The following is a 25,496-nucleotide window of genomic DNA, read 5'->3' on the forward strand; positions in this document are numbered from 1 at the left end:
AAATGTCCTTTTTTTGTCATTCCCGAGTGTCGTAGTCGGGAATCTGTTGTGGCTGTTGTCCCTCTCTTACTAAACGACAGATCCCCGACAGAAACCTTCGGGGATGACGACAACGGCAAACGACAGATCCCGTATAACAACACTACGGGATGACGACAAAAACAAAAAAGGCCGTTATAAAAATTGGAGGTCATCCTGAATTTAGTTCAGGATCTACCGATTGGGATGTTTGTCGTTTCTGTTGTTTTTTAACAACCTATAAGGTAGATTCTGAAAACCTTGCGGGCCGCCAGTTCAGAATGACCCCTATTATAATAACGACGGTTCCCCGAACCCTGCGGGCCGCCAAACACTACGGGATGACGGCAAAAAGAACAAAGAAAAAACCCCGGGAGGTTTTATCCCCCCGGGGTATTTGATATTCACTACTTACTCTATATCAATTTTATCCACATCAAGCGTGTCATTAGAATCATAGGTACTGGTCGTGGATTCACCAGCCACACCGTAATATTTGCCACACACTCTATTGTTGCTGTTGCTCGGTTTTGCATTTTTACCGTTAATGCACAGCGCACCAATATAGCGCAAAGCATCTTCTACGGGCATTACACCATCTCCTAAACCGCACGGGTCTGCCGCACTTTCGTTAAACAAGTGCATATACTTCGTTAAATAGGCTCTGCGGTTCAAGGCGTCAATCGTCTTGTTGGAACTAGCCGCCAATTCCTGCTTGGTTACGGATTCTTTGCGTTGGAAACCAACCGCTTCCGCAATGGCGTGCAACGGATAGGCTTTTGGAGCACTGGCGTTGGTTACCCAACCACCGCGTTCCAAGGCAGACAAATAACCGTCGCGGCCAGTCTGGCCAATAAACGGCACATCCGCCTTATCGCCCGTTCTCATTTCGTTCCAGTTGTAGCGGCCATAGTGGTACGGTCTTACACTATCCATAGCCTTCACGGTTGCGCCGTTACCCTGCTTTACTGCACCGCAACCCAAGAAGCGTCTATCGGCAATAATCAACTTTTTAAGTTGAGCCTCAGACATATTGGCTAAGTCCAAGTTCTTGGAGTTCTGCAACGTAAGCGGAGCCGGGAAATACGAGGAATCAGCGCTCGTATAGGCGGCAAACGCACCAAACGTATTTCTCCACGGAGCGCGCAATTTCATCATTTGCGGGTCGTAAGAGTTATACCCAATGGTTTTACCCAAAGAGCAGACTACTTCCAACGGAACCTTTGCATTTTTATCCTGCGCGTAGGCCACCGTCATAGCGTCCACCAACTGCGGCACACTTACTTTGCCGGAGTGTACGAACTTGGTATTCGCCGCCTTAAAGGCTTGGGAAGCGTTCGTGCTGGCAATTACGCTGTTAATATAATCTGCCGCCACATCTTGCTGTAACAAGGGGGCAGAACCGCCACCACGGGCCACCCCCACCGCCAAGCACTCTTTGGTGTTTACGGCGTCGTTAAACGGACGGGCACCGCCTTTACCGTTCACAGAAAGCGTCGGGATGTTAAGTAAGCCCGTGCGTTCTTGGTATTTAGACGGAATACCTTTATTGCCGTTCATATTATCCGCAAACTGCAAGATTTTTTCTTGCGGGTTCTGCGGTTCAGGTTTCGGGTCCTGCTGAGGCGGTACAGGTTCCGGGTCGTTTTTATCATCCAAGTTCACCGGGAAACCGACATAATTGTTACCGCCGTCGTCATACACGCAGGTAGCGGTGCTGACTACACGGCCCGGGCGGTCTTGGCCCAAGACTTTCGTAACATTACCCTTCTCGTCGCGCTGTTTGATAACACCGTTTTGGCAACCGCCTTTATTAATGCTTTCGCCGTCCACGGACAGGCTGTCGCACTGGCGGATTTCCCACGTGATAATCGTGCGGCGGGACGGGTTCGTTCTATCACCGCGCAACGCTTTGATATTGGCGGAGTTAGCAATTACTTGGTAACCCGTGGCCAAATCCTTGGCCTGGCGTTCCGTACCCAACGAGTTGGTTACAAAACCGTTACCCGTCATTTGCTGGCTCCACGAACCTTTATACGGTTTGATATCCATATGCGGGATATCGTAATACTGGCCTTGCGCCATACCCGTAGAGGTGGTAATCGCGGACGCTACGTCGTTATCGTCGCCCTGAATCATATACGAAATCAGGAAGCGGGACTTCATAGCATTGTAAGCCTGTTCACCCGTCATACCGTTGGTAAACGTCAGGTGAGCATACGGCATACCGTCAATCTTGGCGCCTTGGCTGGAAACCGTGGCGTGGTTTTCGCAGGTGATACGCACCAGCGGATACGGGCAGCGCGCACCGGTTACAAAGCCTTTGCCCTGTTTGGCGCCTTTGGTGGAAACCGTCAAGGAATCTTTGGCGTCGGTTTCGCCCGCATCTTTCATTACGCCGCCTTTGCGCAACACACCCAAGAATTTGGTGTATGCAATAGGCGTATTCAACTCATCTACATCTTCGGGGGCTACTTCGTTGCCGGAAGCGGCTTCGGCAGTCGCCGTGCCCGTGGAGGCCTGGGTAGCCGCGGGTTTATCTTTTCTAATCTTTTTATTCTTAATAGCAACGCTTTCCACAAACAACGGCACAAAATCAGTGCGTTTCGTCATTGCCGGGATGTTGCTGTTAAACGTGGTACCTCTATCAATGTAACCCACCACCAATTCTTGCGCTTGTTTGGTAGGCGTCATTTGATAATAGGCCGCCAATTTGGCAGTAGGAATACCTACTACATAGTGGAACACGGTCCATTTGCCGGCATCTTTGGTGCTGTCAAAATCAGCCTTATAAATACCGTCTTTGGCAAAGGTGTTGCAGTCGCCTGCTTCGGCAAACGTGCCTTTGTTTTTACCAAAGAGTTTGCTCCACATTTTGCCAAACGCACCGCCAAAGCCGTTACTCAGGCAGTCCACACGCTGGGCAATCGGGCCCAAGGTTGCTTCGTTCGGGCTACCGGAACTCCACGGGTTCTTTTGACCGTCAGAGCCAGTATAGTTAAACAAAGCCCAGCAAGAAGCCTTGCCGAATTTACCCTTGTTCATACAATCAGGGCACTGTTCCCAATCCTTGGCCGTATATTTACCGCATTTAGATTCTTTCCCTTCGCCAGCGGCCGCACCGAACATTTTACCCATAGACCAATCGTCGGTACCCGTCAGCAAGCAGGAGAAAATACCGTTCAGGAAGCCCTGCAACAGTTTATCTTTCCATTTAATCCAGTCCCATTTGCGGTTAAAGTTGGCTTCCCACTCTTTCTGGGCGCGGGTTTTCATCATATCCCACCACCAGGGTTCTTTGCCGTTGTAGGTAAATTTGCGGTCCAAATCGCCTTTACCGCCGCCGGGGCCAAAACTACCGCCGCCCAAACCGCCGATTTTGCCGGGTTGGACAGGCTTCATCTGCGCGTCCATCAACGCCTGCATAGCGTTGGCTTTGGACATAGCGTCTTTGGAGCGTCTGGCTTCGGCCGCGGACCCATTACCAAAAGAGGTTCTGGACGGTTTACCCGCCGCCTGCAAGGGCTGCAAGGAAACCGGCTTGGGGCTGTTGCGCTGGCCGGAGGCACCCACTTTGCGGGCCGCCGTTTTCATACCGCCGCCCCACATACCTACGCCCAATCTGCTACCGCCGCGGGTGGCTAAACCAGCGGAAGAAAGCGGATTGATTTTCGTAGCCGCACGGCGGAAAGCCGCACGCGTGGCAGGAGCCGCGGCACGTTTATAAATGTTGGTGTTATTCTCTTCCACTTCCGTGCTGGTAGAGGATTCTTGCGAAGCATCGTACCCGTCGTGGTAAGGCGGAATAGAATCATTGGTTACTTCGTCCGAAGCGGTGGTGTCGTCGCCCATTTTAATCAAACTGAGCGAATCGCGCCCCGCAAACTGGGCGATTTGACCGTCCGGGTTGCCCGTGGCGGTATCAAAGCCGTACCGTTCGGGGTCAAACACGGATTCCTCACTCCCGGGAGTAACCATAGGTTCTTCGCTCACTTGTCCGCTGTACTTGTACAAGAACGGCAGTAACAAGAGCGCCACCAAAGCGGCGATGAAGAACGGCGCGTCCCGTCTGGTTCTCTCAAAGAGAGTTTTTCTGGGTTTGCCGTCGCTCCCGATTTTGGAGGAAACACGATTAGCAAAAGATTTAGAACCCATAGGCTTGCTGTTCTTAATCTTATCGCTAAAGGTAAAACTGTCTTTATTATCCTTCTTGGCGTCAGACGGGCCTAAAAAGGGGAATAAAGACTTCTTTTTATCTTTTTCCTCTGGCATAAGTGCCTCCTATTAAAATAAAACTGCTGGGCTGAGGCCCCTTTTTACAGGGCCGGGGGATATTTTTATCCCGATACATAAATAAAGAAATCCGTTGTTCGGAACTGGATACCCATTCCGTAACAACTTTCTTTATGCGTACTCCCTTACTTCTATTATACAATTAAATCCGCCTTTTTCAAGGGGTTAATTTTGTATCCTGCAAATGGCCCCCGATAGACGAGCCCCACTCCGGCTCCGGGAAGAAATCCGCCCCGCGGGCGAAAGTGTCATTAACCGTGGCTTCAATGTCCGACGGGCGGACGCCCTCGTAATCGGCCGATTTTTTGCGCGCCGCCATACAGGCTTCCTGCTCTTCCAGCGTGGCCAAGGTTTGGCAGCGTTCCTTTTCCTGCTCGCAATAATTGGAATACGTATCGTATTTATCTTCCAAGCGCAGGGTGGTGCATTTTTCGGTTTGGGCGTTCTTCATTTTTACGCCGCAGGTGCTGTTCAAATTGGAATAGGCCTTTTCAACCGCCTTGCAACTGTTGCGGATACCCGCCAAATTATTGGTAAAATTGCCGTTTACGTCGTCGCAACTGGCGGGAAAGGAACCGGGCAAACTTTTAATGGCTTCGTAGGAACTGGAAATTTGCGCGTCAATGCTCCCCCCCGTATCTTTCAGGGAAGCGTTGCACATTTCTTCCTGGTGCAGGGCCATTTTGATACTGTCCATTTCCGCCACTACGCTATCGGGGTCAATGCCCATCCCTCCGGCCATACCCGAGGAATCAAACACGCGCTTGGGCATTTCCGCCCCGTTAAAGCCCGCGCCCGCCAGCATTTTGCTAAGCCCGGGGTTCTTGGCGCGTTTGGCCGCCATACTCGTTAGCCACACATAATATAAGTCCTTGCGGGCCTTGTTGGTGTCAAAATCCGAATTAATGTTAAGCGGGGTCATTGCACCGCCGTTTTTGAGCGTTTGCGTAAGCGCGGTAACGCCCGAATCCACACTGCGGGCTTTATCCACGGCGTGCATAAACCAGTCTGACCCGCTACCGCCCGCAATATTGGCGTTGGCAATTTTTTTAAGCGTTTGGGTGGAATCAAACCCGTCCTTGGGGTTGCGCGCGAGGGCGGAGGAATCCGTGCCGAAATACACCTCGGCCTGCTGGGTGGAATTGGCCTGCGTTTTGGCTACGCCGTTACCGGGGACCACCACGCCCGGGCGCTTGATACCGTCGCCCGTATCCACCTGGCTGTATGCGGTGGCGAGGGCATCGCCCGTGCGGCCTTGGCGGGCCAAAGAAGCATTTAAGGCACGCAAATTGAACAGTTGGGAGGCCTTAGCCTTTTCCAGTTGTTCCTTTAACGAGCCCGAATCACCCGCGAACACATTGGAACCGTCGGGGTCCGGGCGTTCGCCGTTCATAATTTTACTATGCTCGTTCCAGGTTAAAAGCGCCTTTAAAAAGGATATATTTTCCGTTTCCTCGGCGGAGTAGCCCATTGCCCACGCCAAATTGCGCAGGAACGGGATTTTGCCCACGGGAACCACGGAACCTAAAAACAGTAAAACCAAAAAAACCGCCGCCACAATACGCACATTTTTGGAGCGCGCGAGATTTTTAACCTCTTGCCATAAAAGCGGCAAGGGTTTTATTTCTTCTTCTTGTTCGGTCGGTTTATTTGGTTCTGCCATAATTTTCACGCAAAAGGGCGGGGACGGTTTACGCCCCCGCCTATAAGGTTATTTTAAAAGTTTGGAACCTTGCTGACGAGCCACATTTATTGCTTCGGCTTTCAGCATTGTTTTGCCTTTCGTCATAGCAAACTTTTTCATTACGCCCGTTACTTTGCCCATAAATTTGGTAAGAGGGCTGTTTTTACCTGCAAAAGCGGCTACAATCGTAAAGCCCAATGCGGCTGTACACAAGCCTGCCAAAATCCCCGCCACCAAGGGGAGCGAACCGCCCCCAAAGCGAGAAGCAAACTGCCCGGCTTTTACCAAGGTGGTAATACAACCTGCCATTGCCGCCGCAATAATACCCAAACCAGCGACAATAGACCACACTCCCACAGGAGTAGCATTTCTTCCAGCCCGAATTAAACTATACCCAAAAGTAATAGCTACCGCTGTGGCGGCCACGCTGGCCAAAAGCAAGGCTGTAAGCGTATTGCGGGCTTTTTGGCGTTTTTTGGCTTCATCTTCGGTTTTTTTGGTTGCCTGTCCGACGGCTTTCAAGCGTTGGTTGGTCGGCGTGCTAAAATCGGCAGAACCCGTCGTGCCGACATCTACGCCGCCCTCTACGCGCATACCGCCCGAATTATTGGAGCCCGCTAGAAAGGCCGTGGCCCCCTCGTTCGCGCCGCGGTGGCTGTTTCCGGCCACATCGGCAGAGCGTTTGGCAATCGCTTGTAAGTCGTTTCCGCCGCGGGAAAATTTACCGTTGGAAACGGTCGTTCTTCTGCCACCGGCCATAAAGCCGGAATTTTGCACGCGGGCGCCGGAACCCGTATCCATCGCGGATACCAAGTTGGAACCGCTGGGCATTGCGCCCGAAAATTGGTAATCGCTTCCGCCAGCCGCGCCGTTCGCACGGGCACCACCCAAGGCGCCGGAGGCTTGGTTAAACACATTTCCGCCGGAAACGGTGCCCATAGAGGCGCGCGTTAAGGTATTTACCGGGCGGGAAGCATTATTAGCCGCACCCGCGCGGCGGGCCGCTTCGTTCACCGCCCCACCCGCAGAATAGCGGCGCGCTTCGCCGGTGGCGCCAGTTTCCTGCACGGTGGCGACGTTGGCGTTCATATTTAAGCCGTCGGAGCCGGATAATTGCACGGCCTGCCCCAAGGAGCCTGCCACATTGTCCACTTTATCCAGGCCAAAACGGCTGGCCGAGCCGTTATCGCCCAAGCGGGCTACATCGTCGGGGTTGGCCAGTTTGTTGCTGGAATCCACAATGTTAATAGAGGTCAGTTGTCCGTTTCTTTCCTGCAATCCCTCGTAGGACGAAGCCGAGCCCGCCACCGAGGACAAGGAACGGACCGCCAACTCCTGCTTGCCCTGTTCGGCACCCACGCCAAACAAGGTAGCCGAAGCCAAGCCGCCCACAGCAAGTGCGGTAACGGAGGTATTCAGCACCGTCAGTTGCACCTTGCCGGAGACGCTTTTTAAAAATTTAAACAAGTTCATAATTTTTCTCCTTACCGTTTAAACGCGTCCACAGCGTTTTGCACGCCGGACGGCTGCGCTTGCCGTTGCAAAGCGGCACGGCGGTAAGAGGCCGCTCTTTCCAAGCGTTCCTCCTCGCGCTGTTGCTCTTCTTTTTGAGCGCGCACCTTGGCGGTCAGTTGGGCACTTTCGTAATAAATTACGGCCCCCCACACCGCCCACAACGCTACCAGCAAAAGCGCAACTATGCGCCAAACAGCATTGTGTTTATTCCACGGCTCAATAATCAAATTTCCAATTTGCATAAGTCAAAATCCATTAATAAATTGGTGGCGGAGCCCCAGGCACGCCAGCCTGAAACGCACTGGAACCAGCCAACTGGGAACCACCCGCGGCACCACCGGCTCCACCGGAAGCGGACGAAGCAGAAGCACCCGACAAGCCCAATTTCTGGCCAATGAGTTTATAGAATTTCGCAAAAGCATTATGCAAAATAAACGAGACAGCCACACCTGCGGCCATTAGGCCGCCTACGATTATCACGGCTGTGGACATACCCGAGCCGCCCCATTTATGGGCAAACTGTCCGCCCTTAACAATCGCAGTAGCCGCAACAGCCAAAGCGGCAACCATCACAGCAACTGCCAAAATCGTTCCCCAAAGCGGGATTTTTTTGAGCAGAGGGATTGCAATCATTGCGGCCAAGCAGGTGGCAATCGCCTTCCAAAGCCATTTTTGCAGGTTTTGGCGGTCAATCATACGCTGGGTGGCTTCGTCCACCGCGCTTTGGGTCCAACTGCCAATACCGCGCAGGTTGGCTGCGTGTACATTGTCAAAATCCTTAGAGCCCTGCCCTTGGCCGATAGCCACGGTGTCGCCCACAATGCGCATACCGCCCGAAACCTTGGTGCTAGCCAAGAACGCGCGGGAGCCTTCGTTGGCGGAGCGGTTTTTGTTGCGGGCCGCATCGGCGGAACGCTTTTGAATAAAGACCAAATCTTTCCCCTCTTTGGAGGAGCGGGCATCACCTACGGATACTTCTTTATCCCCAGCCAAAGAGTTATCGCCCGGGCCAAAGTTGGCGCGGGAGCGCATTTGCATCCCTTCTACGGTGCGGTTGGCCTGCGCCTGCGCGGAAGCAAAAATGTTGCCTACTTCTGCGGGCGAACCTGCCGCGGCGGCGGCGCGGGAACTGGCGGATTTACCGCTGTCCTGAATTACAAAAGAAGAATTAAACGCCTGACCGTGCCCCGCGTTAGAGGAGCCTGCGCTGGTGCGTTTGGCACTCGCCAAGGTAGGAGTCCCCGGCTTGTCCGCTTCGCCTTGTGCATTGGCCTGCGCTTGGGCTTGCTCCTGCGCGCGGCTGATAACGTCCTTCATCCCGTTCATCGTACCCTGTATGGCCGCTAAGGGGTTGTTGTCTATCCGTTCCCCTTTACCGTCGTTGGCGTTCATCCCCAAGCCCTCGGTTGCGCCCATTTGATAGGCGGACGGCGTGGGAGACACGGACACAGAAGGAATTACGTCATCCTCCATAGCCTGCGCCTGTTTTTGCGCCAAGGTCATTTTTTCGGTCATTTCAATCGCCTTGGAGGGTTTGGCGCGGAAAGCGGATTCCACTTCGCCATTGGCCCCATAGGAACCGCCCGACGCACCCGCGACGTAAACCACCTCGCCCGGGTCGTACTGGGCGGCGGGATTGAAGGCCGTGTTGTCGGAGGGCGTATCCAAATATTGCCAAGCGGCAATACCCGCCACCCCCACCACGGCGGAAAGCCCCACCGCTTGCGCGGCGGAAAGAGCCATTTTTCCGGCCCGGCCTGTCAGCCATTTAAAGATATTCATAAATTCCTCCTAACTTAAAAACTAAATTTTTATACACGTTGCAACGGCGGATTTTGCAAGAACTTCATAAGTTCTTCGTGATCTTTCTGTTGCTGCTGTTGGCGATACTCTTCTGCTCTGCGCTTCATATTCTCTTGTCTTTTCTTTATCTCGTCCGTCCACCGCGACGTATCAAGTCCCCCGTCAGACGATTTTTGCATTGGCGTTACTTCCACCACTTCCTGCTTGCTATGTTTAGCACGGGAATTATACGCCGATACACGCGTGCTTTGGTATTGGCGGGACATTTTATCCGACCCTTGGGCCAAAGTAGGCTTCATCATTTTACCAAAGGCAACAGCCTCATCTTTCCGATCCGAGTTATATTGGTCATATTTTTGTTTATCTTTCTGATATTGCTCTTTGGCCGCGTTCCAACGCTGTTTATCCAACACCTGTTCCGAACCGTTGTCCGAAGAAGAGGTCATATAATCTTGTTTGCTAGGTTTCGTGGGCATCGTGGGCGCTGGTTTTTCCGGCTGTTTTTTCCCACCATTTTTCCACGCGTCGCGCACCGTACCTGTTCCTAAATCCGACTTACCCAAAGCGGAGGAAACCAAGGCTTTTTCATCGGGGGTCAAGGCGGAAACATCTTTGTTTAAAAGTTCTTTGCCCAATTCCGACGCATAATTATTGCCCGCCTTGTTGGCCGAGATATTGGCCATCCAAGTATCAATGCCTTGGCTTAACTGCTGCATACCGATATCCACCATCTTGGTAAGAACCTGTTTCCACAAATCGTTAGCCAAGGAGTTGCCAAATTTTTCTTCTTCCTTCTTTTTTTCGTCTTTACCTTTTTGATTGGCATCGTCAATCTTTTTATCCAAATTGCTCAAATCGGCAGACGATACGGGGGCGTTGGTATCCAAATTAAGGCCGCCCGCTTTGCTCAAATCCACGCCGCCGGTTTCGGAAAACGCTTCGCTGCCTTTAATCCCGGCACCCATTAACGCGCGTTTGGCGTTGATACTTTTGCCGTCCTTCAACCCGGCCGCCGCCGCACTGCCGCGCGCAAACTGGGACAAGGCCTTTTTGGCGTCCGTGTTCTTTAATTGCAAGGGCGCTTCGGTGCCTTTATCTTGGCTTTTATAGGGAGAAAAGTCCCCTTTGGGCGCGCCCCAAGTGGCACTGATACCGCTTCCGCCCGTGCCCCGCATACTGGCCGAACCCAACTGGCCGATTTGCGTAGGCGTTCTGGCTCCGCCACGGCCCGAATAACCGCGCCCGGAATAGCCGGAATAAGACGAATCCACAGCCGAAGATTCCGCCGAAGTATCGCTGGCCGCTTCTTCCTCGGCCTGTGCGGCATCCTCCGCCTGGCGTTCCTCTTTTTCGGACGAACTGTAAAGCATAGTAGAATTGTTGCCCTGCATATCGGGATATTTGGAGGCTAACAAATATTCTTCGGCCTCGTCGTTTACAAAGGGCATTTGCGCCAAATCGTACCCGCGGGAATTATAATCCTCAAAGGACGAATCGTCCGCCTTGCCCAAAAAGGAAGCTATTGTAATTAATGCCACAAACACCACCACCACAATCGCCCCCAAGGTATAGGCCTGTTTGCGGTCCATTTTATTCATCTTTTGGAAGACATTTCCCGGTTTTAACTTAAACATACAAAACCCCTTAACATAATAATAAAAACTACTCTTGTTGACCCGCACCCGGGGGTGCGCTCAAACACAGAGTTACATTTACCTACTTTTAGTATAGGCAGAAAATACCCCCTTGTCAAGGGTATTTTCCTATACCGTTACCGTCCTTCCGGGCGTTGGTACGGCGAAGGACGCTCGTTCGCACCTACATATTTGGTGCTGACGACCTCGCCCCCAGTCTCGCACAAATAGTTATAACCTTTTACGCATTTGGCGTCCTGCTGGCAAATTTGGTCGCGGTTGTATTTGCACAAAAAGCGAATCCGCGGCGGGCGCGTGCGGGCGGTAATAACCACCTTCGTCCAAGTGCCCGAGGTGTTAATGTCCAGTTTGAGTTCGTTTAAACTCAAAAATTTCCGCATACCGGGGTTATCAAAACCCAAGTAGTTTTCCACCTTTTTTTGGATGTCTTTCTGCAAAAAGCGTTTATCCCACGTGTTGGCGTAATAGTCCGTAACGTGCGACTGCAACTGAAAACGCCGCCCGGCGTAATACCCCGCGATTTCCATTTTTTGGCTCAAAATCAGCAACCCGAAGATTTTGATAATAAACAAAATGAAAATAACAAAAATGGGAAACAGCAGTACCACTTCGGTAGTGGCCTGCCCGCAGCGGGAGCGGAAGAGAGAAAAGTTCTTCATCATCATAAATTAAGGCGCCAGCGTTACGTTGTACTTAGGCAACGGGTTCGGCCACACGCAGTTGTTATTGGCGCGCGGGCACTGCAATTTAACGGTGGTACGCACAAACGGTTTATATTTTTGTTCCAAGTTAATATTAAAATGGTTTTTCGGCAACGTATAGTTTTGTTTCAGCAAGATACCGTGCCCGAACTGGCGCAAACGCGTGCGGGAGCCCGGGTCCAAATAGGCAAACTGGAACATCTTGGTCTTTACGTTTTCTTCCATATTAAAGTCCAAGTTATACGCGCCGTAGTGTGCGCCGGAACGGGACGAATCGGATAAGAAGAAGCGAACGTTATTTAAGTAAAAGGGTTGTGCGTTAAGCGGCAAATAGTTGCGCAGTTTAGCCGCGCTTTGGCGGGCGCAGTCGGAACGTTTGCAGTTGCTTACGTTTAAATAATAAACAGAGCGGTACATAACAGCGTTTTTGCTGTTTTGCTTATATACATACGTCTGGGAATCGTATGTAGAACCCACATACAAAAACATTTCCAAATAGTATTGGATGACGTTTTTGGCAAAATCCACACCCGGGATGTAATAATTTTCCACCAGTTCGCGGCTCATTACCGGCACCCACTCGCCGGACGACGGTTCCTTGGGTGATTCCTTTTCCCAATCCGCGCGGGGATAGTGGTTTTCGTCCTTGGTGGTAATGGCCGGGTCATAGTGCAGGCCCCAGTCGGTAGATTCGGCCTTAGGCGGCGCGTTTATGCCCGTGTTGTAATCCGGCCCGATAGCCGGGATACCGCCGCCGTGGTAAAAAAGTTCAAATACGCTCACCTTGGCGGGGCGGCCCTGGCGTTTGGCTTCGTCGGTGGCGTTGACCTGCTGGTCCTTGTAATACAGCATTACACGGTACGGGAGCGGGCCGTTTACCATACCAAGCGCGTTCAAATAAGTGCTGGCGGCAGATACCTGCGTATAGGCGGCGTTATCCAAGGCAAACTGCTCGCGCACCTTGGCCATAGATACCTTGGCGGTTTCAAACAGCAAATAAATAACCAAAATGAAAATAGGCGCAAGAAGCACCGAAGGCAACAGAATTTGTGCCTTTTTCTCTTGGAGTTTGTGTCTTATACGCTGCCAATTAAACATTTTAACTTGCCAGTAACTGCCCGATAAAGATAAACAAAAACCGCACAATGTGCGTGTGAAACGCCGTTAAAAAGGCCGAAAGCACCACCACCACCGTGGCAAGCATAAGCACATATTCAATAGTGGCTTGCCCGCGGCGGCGCAGTAATAAAACAGACGGCCTCTTTACCGGCATAGATTATTCCCCGTCCATATCGTCGGATACGGTTCTGCCTTCCGACGAAATCAGCCCCTTTTCAATGGCTTTTACCACCGCTTCCGTGCGGCTGCTTACGCCCAATTTATGAAAAGCGCTGTTCAAGTGGTTTTTAATCGTTTTTACGCTGCAACCCAACTCTTTGGCGAGTTCCTTATTGCTTAACCCTTTGCCCAAATAGTCCATTACCTTAATTTCGGTCTTCGTCAATGTGGCCTGGGAGGGCATACCGTTATCGCCCATTTTGCGCAGGCCGTGGAGGAGTTTGCCCATTAACTGCTGGGGAATCATTAACCCCTCGCTGGTAAATGTTTTAATAGAATTGACGAGTTCGGCGGCCGGGAGCATTTTGGACAAATAGCCGTTGGCCCCCGCCTGGATAGCGTCCAAGACGTGTGCTTCGTCCTCAAAACTGGAAAGCATCAGCACATTTACTTCGGGGCACTGCTGGCGGATTTGGCGCGTAGCGTTAATACCGTCCATCTTCGGCAGTTTGATATCCATTAAAACCACATCGGGTTTTAATTTTTTAGCCTTGGCAACCGCTTCCAATCCGTCGGCGGCTTCCCCCACCACCTCAATCCATTTCTCCCCGGTTAATACATCTTTAATCCCTTCCCGGAAGAGCGTTTGGTCGTCCGCAATCAGTACCGTTACTTTTTTCTTCTTGTTCATAGCAACTCCCCTACACGTTGTAAAATGTTACGAATTCATAATAGGCAGCGTAAAATTAAACGAAGCCCCTTTCCCCAAGCCCTCGCTATGGGCCCAAATGCGCCCGCCGTGGTTTACGACGATATCCTTAGCAATGGATAAGCCTAACCCCAAGCGGCCGACACGGCTTTTGTCGCCTACTTGCGTAAAACTGGTAAACAAATTGGGCGCCTGCTGGGGGTCAATACCGTCCCCAGAGTCCGCTACTGACACTTTAACATTTTTTTCATCTATTTTGCTAACAACAATTTCAATCGTGCCGTTGTCGGGCGTGTGGCGCACGGCGTTTTCCAAGATGTTGGAGATAACTTGGCGGATACGTTTTTCGTCGGCAAACACGGGCACGGCGCCGCAACTTTCAAACGTAACGCGGATGTTGCGCTTGGCCCCCTTGGCGCGGAAGATTTCCGCCGTCTTCTTTAAACTTTCCGTTAGTTCAAAGCGGGCTTTTTCAATGCGCAGTTTGCCCTTTTCAATGGCGGCCCAGTCCACCAGGTCCTTAATCAAATGCTCAATTTGGCCGATAGACTCGTCCATAAACATCATTTTTTTCTTTTGGTCGTCGTCGGGCGTGAGTTTCTTTTTGAGCATATCAAAACTCATTTTAAGCGTCATTAACGAGTTGGACAAGTCGTGCGACACAATGGAAAAGAATTTGGACTTCATATTATTCAGGCGGTCCAAATCGTCGTTACGCGTTTTTAATTGGGCGAGTAATTCCTTGTTGCTCTGTTCCAAGAAATACTTATCCAACGCGCGGTTAATGGTACGCTTTAAATAGTCAAAATCCACCGGCTTAATCAAAAAGTCATATACGGACTCCTGCATAGCCTCCATAATAGCGTTTAGCGAGGCGTAGGCCGTAATCATAATAATCTGCGTATCTTGGTTAAAGGAGCGGATTTTGCGGATGAGTTCCATACCCGTTTCGTCGGGCAGGTTGTAGTCCATTAAAATCACGTTAAAAAACTCGCTGGCGCACAATTCCAAGCACTCCGCCGCCGTGCCGGCCTGATAGACTTTATAGCCCTCAATTTCCAGCAAATCCACCAGCGTTTCGCGCAGGTTGTTATCGTCATCCACTACCAAAATTTTAACTTGCTTCTCCATAACTCGTGTCTCCGGGTTTTTTATAAATTTTCAGATAAATCTGGAAGCAGGTTCCCTTGCCTACCTCACTTTGAATAAACAGTTTGCCCTTGTGGCGGCTGATGGCCTTGCCCACCACCGCTAAGCCAAGCCCGGTTCCGCGGGCCTTGGTGGTAAAGAACGGCGCAAACATTTTATGGCGGACTTCCTCGCTGATGCCAGGGCCCGTATCGGCGATGTAAATGCACACCACGCGGCGGCCTACCTTGGTGCCCACGGTCAGCGTGCCCCCGCCGTTCATTGCTTCCACCGCGTTGGAAACAATGTTGCGGATGGCCTGTTTGATTTCCTCCGCATCCACCTTAATACGCACCGATTCCGGGTCCAGTTCGTCTTTAAGCGTAATGCCCGGGATAAACGGATACGAGAGCAAAATTTCACGCAGATAACTGTTCAAATCAATCGTACTTAAAATCAAATCGCGCGTGCGGGCATAGCCCAATACCTCGCTGATAATACTGTTGGCCTGCTTAATTTCCGCCTCAATAATGCCAAACTGTTTAAGCAACTTGGCATCGGGCGTGCGCACCAGCATTTTGATGAGGCGCGTGGCGTTGCTGATAACAGCCAGCGGGTTGCGGATTTCGTGGCTGATGATAGACGCCATTTGCCCGATAGCGGCCAAACGTTCGGTTTTTACCAACTCGCGTGTGGCGGCCTTTAATTCGTGCGTGCGCTCCTCTACGCGTTTTTCAAGTGCTTGGTTCATTTGCGCCAGTTCCGTTTGCGCGCCGATCAGTTCCTGCCTTCTGGCGTGCAACGCACCCGACATATCCACAAACGCCTGTGCCAGTTCGCCAATTTCGTTATTGGGGATATCCAAATCCTCTTGGCGCACAACATAATCGCCATTTTCGCGCTGTTTGACCGCCGCCCGGCGCAACCGCTCCAAGGGGCGAGTAATCGGTTTAATTACCCAATAACTCACCACCACCACAAACAGCAACATTACCAAAACCAAAAGCGTTACATCCCACAGAGAGTGGAAGGTGCTCTCTTTAAGCAACTGCAAGGTTACATCGGCGGGTTGGTCCACATACACCCGCCAACCGGAAAGCGGTAATTCCGCCGAGGCTACCAAAATCTTTTCGCCGGAGGATAACGTCAGTTCCCGGCTGTGCGCACTGCCCAACAGTTTGCTGATTTCGCGTACGCGGGCCGTCATTTCGGGCTGGGAATCGGTGGCTAGGCCGCCGGGAGCCCCGTTAAACGAAATAATCTGCCCTTCGCGCGTAGCAATCACGGCGTTCATATCCATTGGATAGACCTGCAACAACATCCGGCCCAGTTCCGCAAGGCCCGTTTCCGCCACCAAAACGCCCGATACGCGGCTGTCGTTTAGCCGCTGGCGGATAGGGAACGCCATTAACATAAAAAGCCCGTCTTCGGACGGATAAACGCCGCCCAGGTAATACGGCTTTTGCTCTTTTACGCACGCTTGTAAAACGGATTTGATTTCCTGCGCCCAATTTACGTTTTCCGCCCGCTCGCCGGAGGACAGCAACAACTTGCCCGCCGGGTCCAATGCCGCCAAATACAGGACGGACGGATCGCTGCGGCGCAGGTATTTTAAATCGGCACCGTTAATAAAATTGTGCCCGCCAAAATCGCTATGCAAATCCACAAAGACGGAAAAATACTGCGTGTTGTGCGTAATGTTAAAGCGCACCACCGCCGCCAAACGGCTGGCGACCGTTTGCTGTTTTTGCGAAATTTCATTTTTCAGCACGCGGCTGTTCACATCCATTAAGTGGTACCCGATAACGAGCACCGGAACAATGGAGATTAAAATCAGCACAAAAACCGCGTTGGAAAATAAACCGCGAAACAGACTTCCCTTTGTCTTCATAGAATTTGCATTTGTCCTTCAAAATATCCGGGCCGTAAGCCAAAAGCCAACCGCCGGGGTACTTTGCAAAACGGGGGCGGGGAAGTGTTTTCCCTGCCCCCGTAGATTGTAAAAATCAGGTTAGCAACTGCCGGCAGGAGCCGCGGCGGCCGCACCGGATTTGGCGGCGTTGGGGTTCAAGAACCCAAAGCCTTCAATTTCCGCGGCGGAACCGAAATCCAACTGAACTTTGCCTTCCCATACAAAGGACGGAGAGGCGTTAATGCCGTATTCCTGCGTATATTTGGCTTCGGCCTTCAAAAGTTCCACACCTTCGGTATCAAATTTCTTCATAATTTTTTTGGAGTTGATACCGGCTTCGTCCATCGCTTTATCCCAGCGGCTGGAACGGTAGTCTTTGTTGCGGATTTCCAAATATTTCCAGAATTTTTCCGGGTAGTATTTGGCAATTAACAGTTGGCGGATGTCTTCCTCCCACTCGCCGGAACCGTGCAGGCTGGAAAAGCCGTCTTTATCGCCGTGATTAACGATATAGCGCACGCGGATTTCTTTGCCCGCAGGCATTTTGCCGTCTTTTTGGGCTTGGATAACCAAGTTTTCGGCCATAACGCCGTAGGGGCATTGGGACATTACAAAAATTTCCATTACGCCCGGTTTGGCGGTTTTGTTGTTAAACACGCCTTGGCGGGTTTGGTGCGGCAAGATGATGTAGTCCGCATTTTCTTGGGCATAACCGTATTGCAGGTGTTTTTCCAATTTGGTGCGGATAGCATCGGTCTTTTTAATCAAATAAAGCGGCAGGAAACTGTAATCCAAGCCGGCCAATTTTTCATCAGCCGCGGCATCTTTATAAGATACCTTGGTTACAGACGGTTCCATTTCCAAAAACTGGGCAATACCGGCCGTCAGTTGGGGGGCTTCCTGACCCGCTTTGTATTCGTCCGATTCAATAATGACGAATTCCGCCTTTGCAGACGCTTTTTTAGCGGTTTTGGCCGCTTTTTTGGCCGGGGCGGCAAACGCAAGTCCCGCGACGGCACAAACTACTAAAATGGCAATGAGTTTTTTCATTAACCCTTGTTCTCCTTTTTATTTATCTTCCAACTCTACGTGTACCCCGCGGATACCGATAGAGCACAACAAATTGTAAGCCAGTGCAAACAGCACCGACGAAACCAAGAACAACAGCGTGCCTTGGATAGCGCGCATAATCAGGCCCATTACATAGGCAACCGTAAAGGAAGCGTCGGGGTTGAACATTTCCATAAACGCGCTTAACAGCATCACCACGAATACAGCCAATGGGAAAACAGAAAACAACAACGCTGAAATATTAATTTTTTTGATTTCTACTTTCATATCTTCTCCTAAATCTTATTTTTCGGGTTCCAGCACCAGCACAATGCGGTTTTTGCCGGCATCGTCGGGCAGTTGAACGGCTTTTACCAAACATTTTACATTTTTATTTACTACCGTGCCGCGCAGGACCTTGGTCGGGTTTTCAAGCGCTTCGCCCACGACTTGGATGATTTCCTGCTGGCGTCCGTCAAAAATATCCAACAAGTGTACTTTTTCTTTGCCCGGCACTTTCAGTTCAAAGTTAGTATATAAGATGTTGTTGTTTTCGTCAATAACCAACGCGCGGGAACCTTTCGGCACCGTTACGGCCAAAATGGTTTTCCACCAGCGCTGTTCCTTTTCCAACGTCATAATTTCCACGTTTTCCATACTCTTGATGTCTTCGCGGATTTTGACGAGTAAGCCAGAAACAGCCTGCGCCACGCCGCCAATTTCGTCCTTACGCGGCGGGAAAGAAAGCGTTAAATTATTAAGCGATACAGCCTCTACGCTATCCTTTAAGGCACCCAGCGGGCGGATAATTTTAAGCAGTAAGAACAAATACAGCACCCCGCCGATGAGCAAAATCATAATAAACGCACCGCACGCATAGCGCACCATAGAGGACTGGATTAACTTTTGGGCGTTTTCGCGCGAAACCGTTACGTTGACAACCCCGGCCACAGCGTTGCCCTTGGCCAAAAGCGGGATAGCCATATCGTAATATTCGCCGCTGGACGTTAAAATAGCGCGGGGAAGGCCGTCCCGAATTGCCTGTACGGCGGCGTTGGAATCAAATCCCACGGACGCATTGTAATCGGCATACGACATACCCAAAAACTTGGTGTTTTCGTGCCAGCGGATAGAACCGTCGTAGTTCAAATACACCAAACTGCGGATGCGGTTATCGTTACGTTGGAGGCCCTTCATAATTTCGGCCTCGCGGAAGGTAGCCGCGCCCTTGGGGCGGGAGGCCAACCACTGCACCAAGGACGGCGCACGGAAGCGGACCATTTCCACCATTTCGTTTTGGAGTTTTTTGTCAAAGACAAATTTGAACAAATTGTAATAGAACAGCCCGCCGATAACGGACGCATACACCGTTACCAGAACGAACCATAAAAGCCATTTGGATGTCAGTTTCATATCAAAAACACCGCTCCTATTTCATTAACTCTTCCAATTTGCGCAAACCCAAGTCCGCATCGCTGTTGCCCGGGTCCAGTTGCTTGGCCACAATCCAAGCCTGGCGGGCGCGTTCGTAATCGTCCTGGTTGTACGCATCCAACCCTTCAATAAATTTGGCTCGGGACGCGTTGCTGGCTTCCGCCGACACCGGGTTCGTGGTCGTACCCGTCAAGGTCGGCAAGGTTTCGTTTGCCCCTACCGTACCCACGGAGGAGCCGATTCCGCCCGTAGAAGCCCCGGGGATAACCGTACCGCCCGTCATACCGGGTACATTGCCGTCCACTACCACCGTTTCGGGCTCTTCCGGCAGGGTTTCTTCGGCCTTTTGTTCGGCTTTATTAGCGGCATCTTCCGCCTTTTTGGCGGCCTGTTCGGCCTTGGTAACGGCCTGCTGCGCTTGCTGTTGTTTTACGCGCAAATGGTTTTCCTTGGCGTTGCGGGCCCGTTTGATAAGCCCGTCCATCGTCGTCGTATCGGCACCCCATTTTTTGGCGTTCGTCCAGTACGAAACGGCTTGGTCAAAACGGTTTGCATTATACGAGCGGTTACCCGCCTGATAGTAGCCCGCGGCAATTTCGTTCTTTAACTGAGACATATATTTTTGCACGCGCGGGTCGCCGGGCTGGATTTTCGTAATGCGTTCAAACACGGCGTAAGATTCCACATACTGGCCTTTGTTATAAAAATCCAAGGCCTGCTTCATAGATTCTTCCACCTGCTGTTTGCGCAGTTTGTTTTCCGTTTCGGCAATTTTGGAGACGAGTTTCGGGTCGTCCTTGCGCATCAAAAGGGCGTTATACCACGCGTCCAAGGCGGCCTGATAATTGTCGTTTTGATAGGCTTCGTCGCCGCGGCGGGTATATTCCTTGGCAATATCGTAATCAATTTTGCGCTTCCAGGCCAAGGCCTTGGAGTTGCCGGGCTGAATCGTCAAAATTTCGTTTAATTTGTCGTTGGCTTCCACCAAGCGGCCGCTATCGTAGAGGCGGATGGTTTCTTGGAATTTGGCCTCAATCACTTCGGCTTCCGACGTGGTGCCGTAAGTGCCCATATGGCTGGCCTGTTTGGCGAGCGTTTGGGCCTGTTTAAAGTTCGGGTCAATGCTCAAAATGGTTTGGGCCATTTCCTGCGCGCGCTGGTAATCGCCGTATTTATACAGGCGATAGGCGTTTTCATACACCATACGAAGCGTATAGTTTTGGATGCGCTGTTTTTCCAGTTGCACCGTGGAAAGATACTGCTTCTTCTCTTCCACATCGTTCAAGGTGCCCATAGAAATTTTGCTCAAATCCAAGAGCATCCCCTCTTCCTTGCCGTGCTGGCGGACGGGGACTTCCTTGCGGAACGTATTGGCCGCTTGCAACCACGCGGGAGCAAGGGCTAAAACAAAAGCCAAGGTGAAATATTTTTTCATATGTTTATCCTCTAAAAACCTGCGCCGCCGCTGACCAAACCGCTAATCATCGGGGCTAAAATTAAAATAAAAATCGTCGGGAAAATGAACATAAATAACGGAAACAACATTTTGGTGGAAGCCTGCGCGGCCAACTTTTCGGCGCGGCTCAAACGGCGGGAGCGCAAGTCGGACGAGAAGTTACGCAGCAAATCCACCAAACTGGTACCGAGTTCATCGGACTGGATAATCAAACTGACCAGAGAGCGCACTTCGGCCACCCCGGTACGCGCGGAAAAGCGCTCCAACGCTTCCCTGCGGGAATACCCCAGTTTAATTTCGTTAATCGTTTTTTCCAGTTCCTCTTCCAAAATCGTTTTTTCTTTGGCAATTTTGATAATTCTTTCAAAGGCGGTCAAATAGTCTAAGCCGGATTCAATAATCAGGGCCGCCAAGTCCACAGTCGTGGAGAAGTTGCCCAGAATTTCCGCCTGACGCTTTTGGATTTTGCTTTTAATGAGCACGTCCGGCACCATAAAGCACAGCGGCACCAGAAAAACGGGCCAAATGGCCTGGAATAAAAGCATCATCGCCGCCGGAATAGCCAAAGAAGCGATAATTTTAGTATATAAAATATCTACGGGCTGCGGGTTATCGGGGCTGCCCAGTTGCATATGCAACTCCTCCAAACTCTTTTCCAAGTGGAAGTTATGCAGGCAGAACACCGCCAAGCGGTCCATAATTTTTTCTTCCGGTTTTAAACGCGCAAAACTGGAAGTGGATTTGAAGCGGCGGACCGCCACGTCCACGATTTCCTCTTTTTTGGGTTTAGGGGCCAGCAAGCCGAAAATCGTCAAGAAAACGGCAAACATCCCCACCGCCAACAGTAAATTGAGCCCTAACGTAAACGCTAAACTGTTCATAATTATACCCGCACTTCTCCCATTTTTTTAAGTACCTTCATACCGATACCAATCCAAATGACGCAGAACAAGAATACAAACATCCCCACCGGGCTGGTGTAGAACGAAATCATTTGCGACGGGTTGAAGATAAACATTACCAGCATCATTACAAACGGCATAATACTGACCACGATGGACTGGATTTTCTGCTGGGCGGTCATCGCCTGCAATTTTTCTTCCAGCTTGCTTTCTTCGCGGATGTTTTCCACCAAGCGGGCGAAAATAACCGTTAAGTTACCACCGACCTGGCGCTGGATAATAATAGCCTTGATAATATACGAAAGCATACGGCTTTCCACGCGGTCGGAAAGGCCGTCCAAGGCTTTTTCAAAGGGAGTACCCAACTGGTAATTTTTTACCACCAAGCCGAACTCGTCGGCAATCGGCGGGAGCATATCCTTGGACACGAGTTCAAACCCCTGCACAATGTCCATACCGGAGCGCAAGGAGTTGGAAAGCAAAATAAGCGAGTCCATTAACTGTTTGTTCACGCGTTTGCCGCGGCTCTTTTTAAGCGCGTCCAACACGGCCGCCGGCATACGGATACTGACAAACGCCCCCATCAGCACGACCATTAAGAAGACAAACACGCCAAAAAAGCCGCCCACCATTAAGCCCAAGAAGAGCCCAAACAGCGCAAACACGCCCACCGTACCAAACACAATGTATTTGATATCAATGGTTACGAACTGGCGGTTAAAATCCTCGGCCCACGCCACGCTTTTTTGGCGGTAATCAGCCACTAATTTGGCAATCGTGTCCTTTTTGCCGTCCAACAGCAAATAGACCGCAAACCCGGCCAACGCCGAGCCCAACAAGAGCATAATCAAACTGATAAGGCGTTCCGCGGCGGTCGTTTTGTAAATATCGGGTTTGGGCGGATAGGCCGGAATAGGCGCCGCAAAAAATTGGGAAAACAAATGGTTGGAAAGCACCACTACGCCGATAACGGACTGGCGGTATTTGTTTTCACGCTGGGAAAGCGGACTGGAAAAGGATTCAATCGTGCTGAAAAATTCGCTGTTCATCAGTTCCAGCGTAGAAAGCATAGAGCGCGCGCGGCCCTCCATACTGTCCTTCATAATAAGGGGCTGTTTGCCGCGCAGCAAATCTTTATTCAAGCGGTCCAAGGCGGCCACCAAGCGGATGCGGTCGCTGACGAACCCGCGGGACAGTTGGTCCAGCACTACGGGCTGTGTGGGGTCCAAGGATTTATCGGCGCGGTCCAAGAAATAATACACATTGGAAAACGCCTGTCGCCACAAGTCCACTTCGCTGTATGTTCCTTCGTTGGGCACATAGATAACTTTGTTTTTATCCATACGCGCCAGTTCGGAAGCGAACCACTTGGGCATTTGCACCACTTTACCGGCCGCCGCACCGCACTGGTCCGGCAGTTTATATACCTTTTTATCGGCGGGCAGGCTGACGTCAAAAAATTCCGCCATAATGCGCATTTTTTCCTGGGCGCATTGGATGCGCGCGCGGTCGTTTTTATTAAGCGCGCGGGCAAACACACTAGCGGGCGCTAACAAAAACGACAGCAACATAAGGGCCAAACACAACACTTGAATTTTCTTCGTCATAATCCTTGTTCTTTTAACTAAAATTTTTATGCCTTAACCGGAGCAGCAGGCGGCGGAGGCGGAGTTTGCTTTCCGGCCGCCATTTGCGCCTGCAAGCGGTGTACGGCGTTTAAGTCCGGGTCTCCGTCCGGGCCCACGGGCACGGCGTTCTTTAAAAAGATTTCCTTATCCACCGGCTGGCCTTTGGCCGCAAAGTCGCCAAAGAACGTCGGCAGTTCGCCCGTCGGCGCGAAAATACCCTGCACCTTGCCGTTTTCGTCCACGCCCGTCTGCACATAACGGAACAGGTCGGTGGATTGGATTTCGTTATCCTTTTGGCCGTGCATTTCGGTAATATAGGTTACCTTTCTGGAACCGTCCGAAAAACGCGACAACTGGACAATCAGGTTGACGGCAGAGGCAATCATTTCGCGGATTACATAAATCGGCAAATCGGCACCCGTCTGCATACACATTGCTTCCAAGCGGGACACACCGTCGCGCGGCGTGTTGGCGTGAATCGTGGTCAAAGAACCTTCGTGGCCGGTGTTCATCGCCTGCAACATATCCAATGCTTCGCCGCCGCGGCACTCCCCGACCACAATGCGGTCAGGACGCATACGCAAGCAGTTTTTTACCAAATCCTGAATCGTAATAGCACCCTTGCCTTCCACGTTTGGCGGACGGCTTTCCAAGGATACCCAGTGCGGCTGCTGCAAACGAAGTTCCGCGGTATCTTCTACGGTGATGATACGTTCGTTATGGGAAATATAGCCGGAAATAGCGTTCAAAAAGGTTGTTTTACCGGTACCCGTACCACCGCAGACAATAATGTTTTTGCGGATACGGACGCATTTTTCAATAAACGCCATACACTCCGGGCTAATCGTGCCGAAGCGGTAGTAATCTTCGGGGCCGAAAGGCTTTTGGGAGAAGCGGCGGATTGTCAGCGTCGGGCCGGAAACAGCCAGCGGCGCGATAATAGCGTTTACACGGGAACCGTCCTTCAAACGGGCGTCCACGAGCGGCACGGATTCGTCAATACGGCGGCCCAACGGAGCCACGATACGTTTGATAACCTGCACGACCTGCTCGTTATTGCGGAATTTGTATTTGGTTAAGGTCAACTTACCTTTTTGTTCAATAAAAATCTTATCAAAGGCGTTGACCATAATTTCGGTTACGGCTGGGTCGCGCATTAAAACTTCCAGCGGCCCCAAGCCCAAAATTTCGTCCAAGAGTTCCGACGAGAAGCGCGTGCGCTGGTCGCGCGAGAACTGCAAGTTGGGCTGCTTTTGCAAGATATCATCTACAATCGCGGCCACGCGTTTGCGGGTCTGCGCGCTGGCGGAACTTTCGTCGCTGACGACGATATGTTCAATTTCCAGCGTGTGCACTACTTCTTTATGGATTTTTTGTTTTAAATCGTCCCAGAAAGACAATTTGGTCTTTCCGGCTTCTTCTTCCGGCTCGGCCACGTGGCTTTCCGCCGTGGTGGTTTTGCCGTCGTCAAACAGCACCGGGCTCCAAATTTCTTTGGAGGCTTGGGCAAATTCTTCATCGGAAACAGAAGCCACCCAATCTTTGGGAGCCGGTTTTAAATCGCGGATTTTGGCCAACACCAAGCGCAAGCCCTTTACCCACTCGGATTGCGGGTTGGTGATAATTTCCACTTCCTTGCGGTTGGCAGTAGCCATTACATCTTCATCCCACGGCAAAAACACGTCCATTTCGCGCCCGAGGGAGGAATAAAAACGTTCCACTTCTTCATAGGGAATAGAACCGGGCATATCGTAGGCGTTGCAGATAATGCTCACGCGGTCCATCGGATAATGCTGTTCTTTATAATCGTTAAAAAGTTGGACGGTGGAATTTAAGTGCGTGCGCGTGGCTTGCGACACCCAAAAAATCTTGTCGGCTATATCAAACGAAAACGCCTGCATCGGAAAACTGGATTCCACATCCAAGAAAATATCAAAGGTTTGCGACAAACGGGATAAAATCGGAATTAAAATCTTCGGGCTGATGGCAGACACCTGCGCACGCGTATTGCCCAGCGGCAGCACGCCCACGCCCCATTGGGACATAGAAATTTTACCGCGGAGCAACCCCCCCACCACAGCGATAGAGGTATTGCCCAGCGTTTGCAAAATATCGGACACGCTGACCGGCTTTTTGATATCCAAATAGAAACTATGCTCCTGACGGGCCAAGGGGTCCAGCGGGACAATCAGCACCGGACGCTTTTGAATACCCGCCCAGCCAAGGGCCAAGTTCAGTACCAGCGTGGTTTTGCCGGCGCCTTCCTTAGGCCCGGCAAACGCGATAATTTTTGCTTCATTTTTAGGGGTGTCTTGTTCTTCTGCCATAAA

Annotated in this window: 19 protein-coding genes; all 19 read right to left on the minus strand. The window is 51.2% G+C overall.

Annotated features, from left to right (window positions below):
- Window positions 1-429: 429 nt before the first annotated feature.
- Window positions 430-4,290, minus strand: a complete 3,861-nt coding sequence (locus ACR0QV_RS00005; protein ID WP_432633993.1) for a hypothetical protein — start codon at window positions 4,288-4,290, stop codon at window positions 430-432.
- A 178-nt stretch (window positions 4,291-4,468) separates the two neighbouring features.
- A complete protein-coding gene (locus ACR0QV_RS00010) occupies window positions 4,469-5,974 on the minus strand; it encodes a hypothetical protein (protein WP_432633994.1) in 1,506 nt (501 codons plus the stop codon).
- A 48-nt stretch (window positions 5,975-6,022) separates the two neighbouring features.
- Window positions 6,023-7,468, minus strand: a complete 1,446-nt coding sequence (locus tag ACR0QV_RS00015; protein WP_432633995.1) for a hypothetical protein — start codon at window positions 7,466-7,468, stop codon at window positions 6,023-6,025.
- An 11-nt stretch (window positions 7,469-7,479) separates the two neighbouring features.
- Complete coding sequence (locus ACR0QV_RS00020) at window positions 7,480-7,752, minus strand: hypothetical protein (RefSeq protein ID WP_432633996.1); 273 nt, start codon at window positions 7,750-7,752, stop codon at window positions 7,480-7,482.
- A gap of 13 nt (window positions 7,753-7,765) precedes the next feature.
- Window positions 7,766-9,292 carry a hypothetical protein gene (locus tag ACR0QV_RS00025; RefSeq protein WP_432633997.1) on the minus strand — a complete coding sequence of 509 codons (1,527 nt, stop codon included), beginning with the start codon at window positions 9,290-9,292 and terminating at the stop codon, window positions 7,766-7,768.
- A 29-nt stretch (window positions 9,293-9,321) separates the two neighbouring features.
- Window positions 9,322-10,947, minus strand: coding sequence for a hypothetical protein (locus tag ACR0QV_RS00030; RefSeq protein WP_432633998.1), 1,626 nt, complete (start codon window positions 10,945-10,947; stop codon window positions 9,322-9,324).
- A gap of 137 nt (window positions 10,948-11,084) precedes the next feature.
- A complete protein-coding gene (locus ACR0QV_RS00035; RefSeq protein ID WP_432633999.1) occupies window positions 11,085-11,633 on the minus strand; it encodes a hypothetical protein in 549 nt (182 codons plus the stop codon).
- Window positions 11,634-11,636: 3 nt separating this feature from the next.
- Complete coding sequence (locus ACR0QV_RS00040; RefSeq protein WP_432634000.1) at window positions 11,637-12,767, minus strand: hypothetical protein; 1,131 nt, start codon at window positions 12,765-12,767, stop codon at window positions 11,637-11,639.
- Between the two features lies 1 nt (window position 12,768).
- Window positions 12,769-12,942, minus strand: coding sequence for a class III signal peptide-containing protein (locus ACR0QV_RS00045; protein ID WP_432634001.1), 174 nt, complete (start codon window positions 12,940-12,942; stop codon window positions 12,769-12,771).
- Window positions 12,943-12,945: 3 nt separating this feature from the next.
- Complete coding sequence (locus tag ACR0QV_RS00050) at window positions 12,946-13,638, minus strand: response regulator (protein WP_428054047.1); 693 nt, start codon at window positions 13,636-13,638, stop codon at window positions 12,946-12,948.
- A gap of 27 nt (window positions 13,639-13,665) precedes the next feature.
- Window positions 13,666-14,787, minus strand: coding sequence for an ATP-binding protein (locus ACR0QV_RS00055; RefSeq protein WP_428054045.1), 1,122 nt, complete (start codon window positions 14,785-14,787; stop codon window positions 13,666-13,668).
- Entirely contained in the window at window positions 14,771-16,675 is a 1,905-nt protein-coding gene (locus ACR0QV_RS00060; protein WP_432634002.1) for an ATP-binding protein, read from the minus strand. The genes ACR0QV_RS00055 and ACR0QV_RS00060 overlap by 17 nt, the downstream gene beginning before the upstream one ends.
- A 120-nt stretch (window positions 16,676-16,795) precedes the next feature.
- The gene (locus ACR0QV_RS00065) at window positions 16,796-17,746 is read right to left on the minus strand and encodes a DsbA family protein (protein WP_432634003.1); all 951 of its coding nucleotides are present in this window, start codon (window positions 17,744-17,746) and stop codon (window positions 16,796-16,798) included.
- Between the two features lie 18 nt (window positions 17,747-17,764).
- Complete coding sequence (locus ACR0QV_RS00070; protein ID WP_432634004.1) at window positions 17,765-18,034, minus strand: hypothetical protein; 270 nt, start codon at window positions 18,032-18,034, stop codon at window positions 17,765-17,767.
- A gap of 15 nt (window positions 18,035-18,049) precedes the next feature.
- Window positions 18,050-19,159, minus strand: a complete 1,110-nt coding sequence (locus ACR0QV_RS00075; RefSeq protein ID WP_432634005.1) for a HAMP domain-containing protein — start codon at window positions 19,157-19,159, stop codon at window positions 18,050-18,052.
- Window positions 19,160-19,175: 16 nt separating this feature from the next.
- Entirely contained in the window at window positions 19,176-20,615 is a 1,440-nt protein-coding gene (locus tag ACR0QV_RS00080) for a hypothetical protein (protein ID WP_432634006.1), read from the minus strand.
- Window positions 20,616-20,626: 11 nt separating this feature from the next.
- The gene (locus tag ACR0QV_RS00085) at window positions 20,627-21,517 is read right to left on the minus strand and encodes a type II secretion system F family protein (RefSeq protein WP_428054032.1); all 891 of its coding nucleotides are present in this window, start codon (window positions 21,515-21,517) and stop codon (window positions 20,627-20,629) included.
- A 2-nt stretch (window positions 21,518-21,519) separates the two neighbouring features.
- Complete coding sequence (locus ACR0QV_RS00090) at window positions 21,520-23,145, minus strand: type II secretion system F family protein (protein WP_432634007.1); 1,626 nt, start codon at window positions 23,143-23,145, stop codon at window positions 21,520-21,522.
- 26 nt (window positions 23,146-23,171) lie between these two features.
- The gene (locus tag ACR0QV_RS00095) at window positions 23,172-25,493 is read right to left on the minus strand and encodes an ATPase, T2SS/T4P/T4SS family (RefSeq protein ID WP_432634008.1); all 2,322 of its coding nucleotides are present in this window, start codon (window positions 25,491-25,493) and stop codon (window positions 23,172-23,174) included.
- Window positions 25,494-25,496 lie beyond the last annotated feature (3 nt).

The sequence above is a fragment of the Candidatus Avelusimicrobium sp. genome, from assembly GCF_050873505.1.
In the GTDB taxonomy this organism is placed as follows: Bacteria; Elusimicrobiota; Elusimicrobia; order Elusimicrobiales; family Elusimicrobiaceae; genus Avelusimicrobium.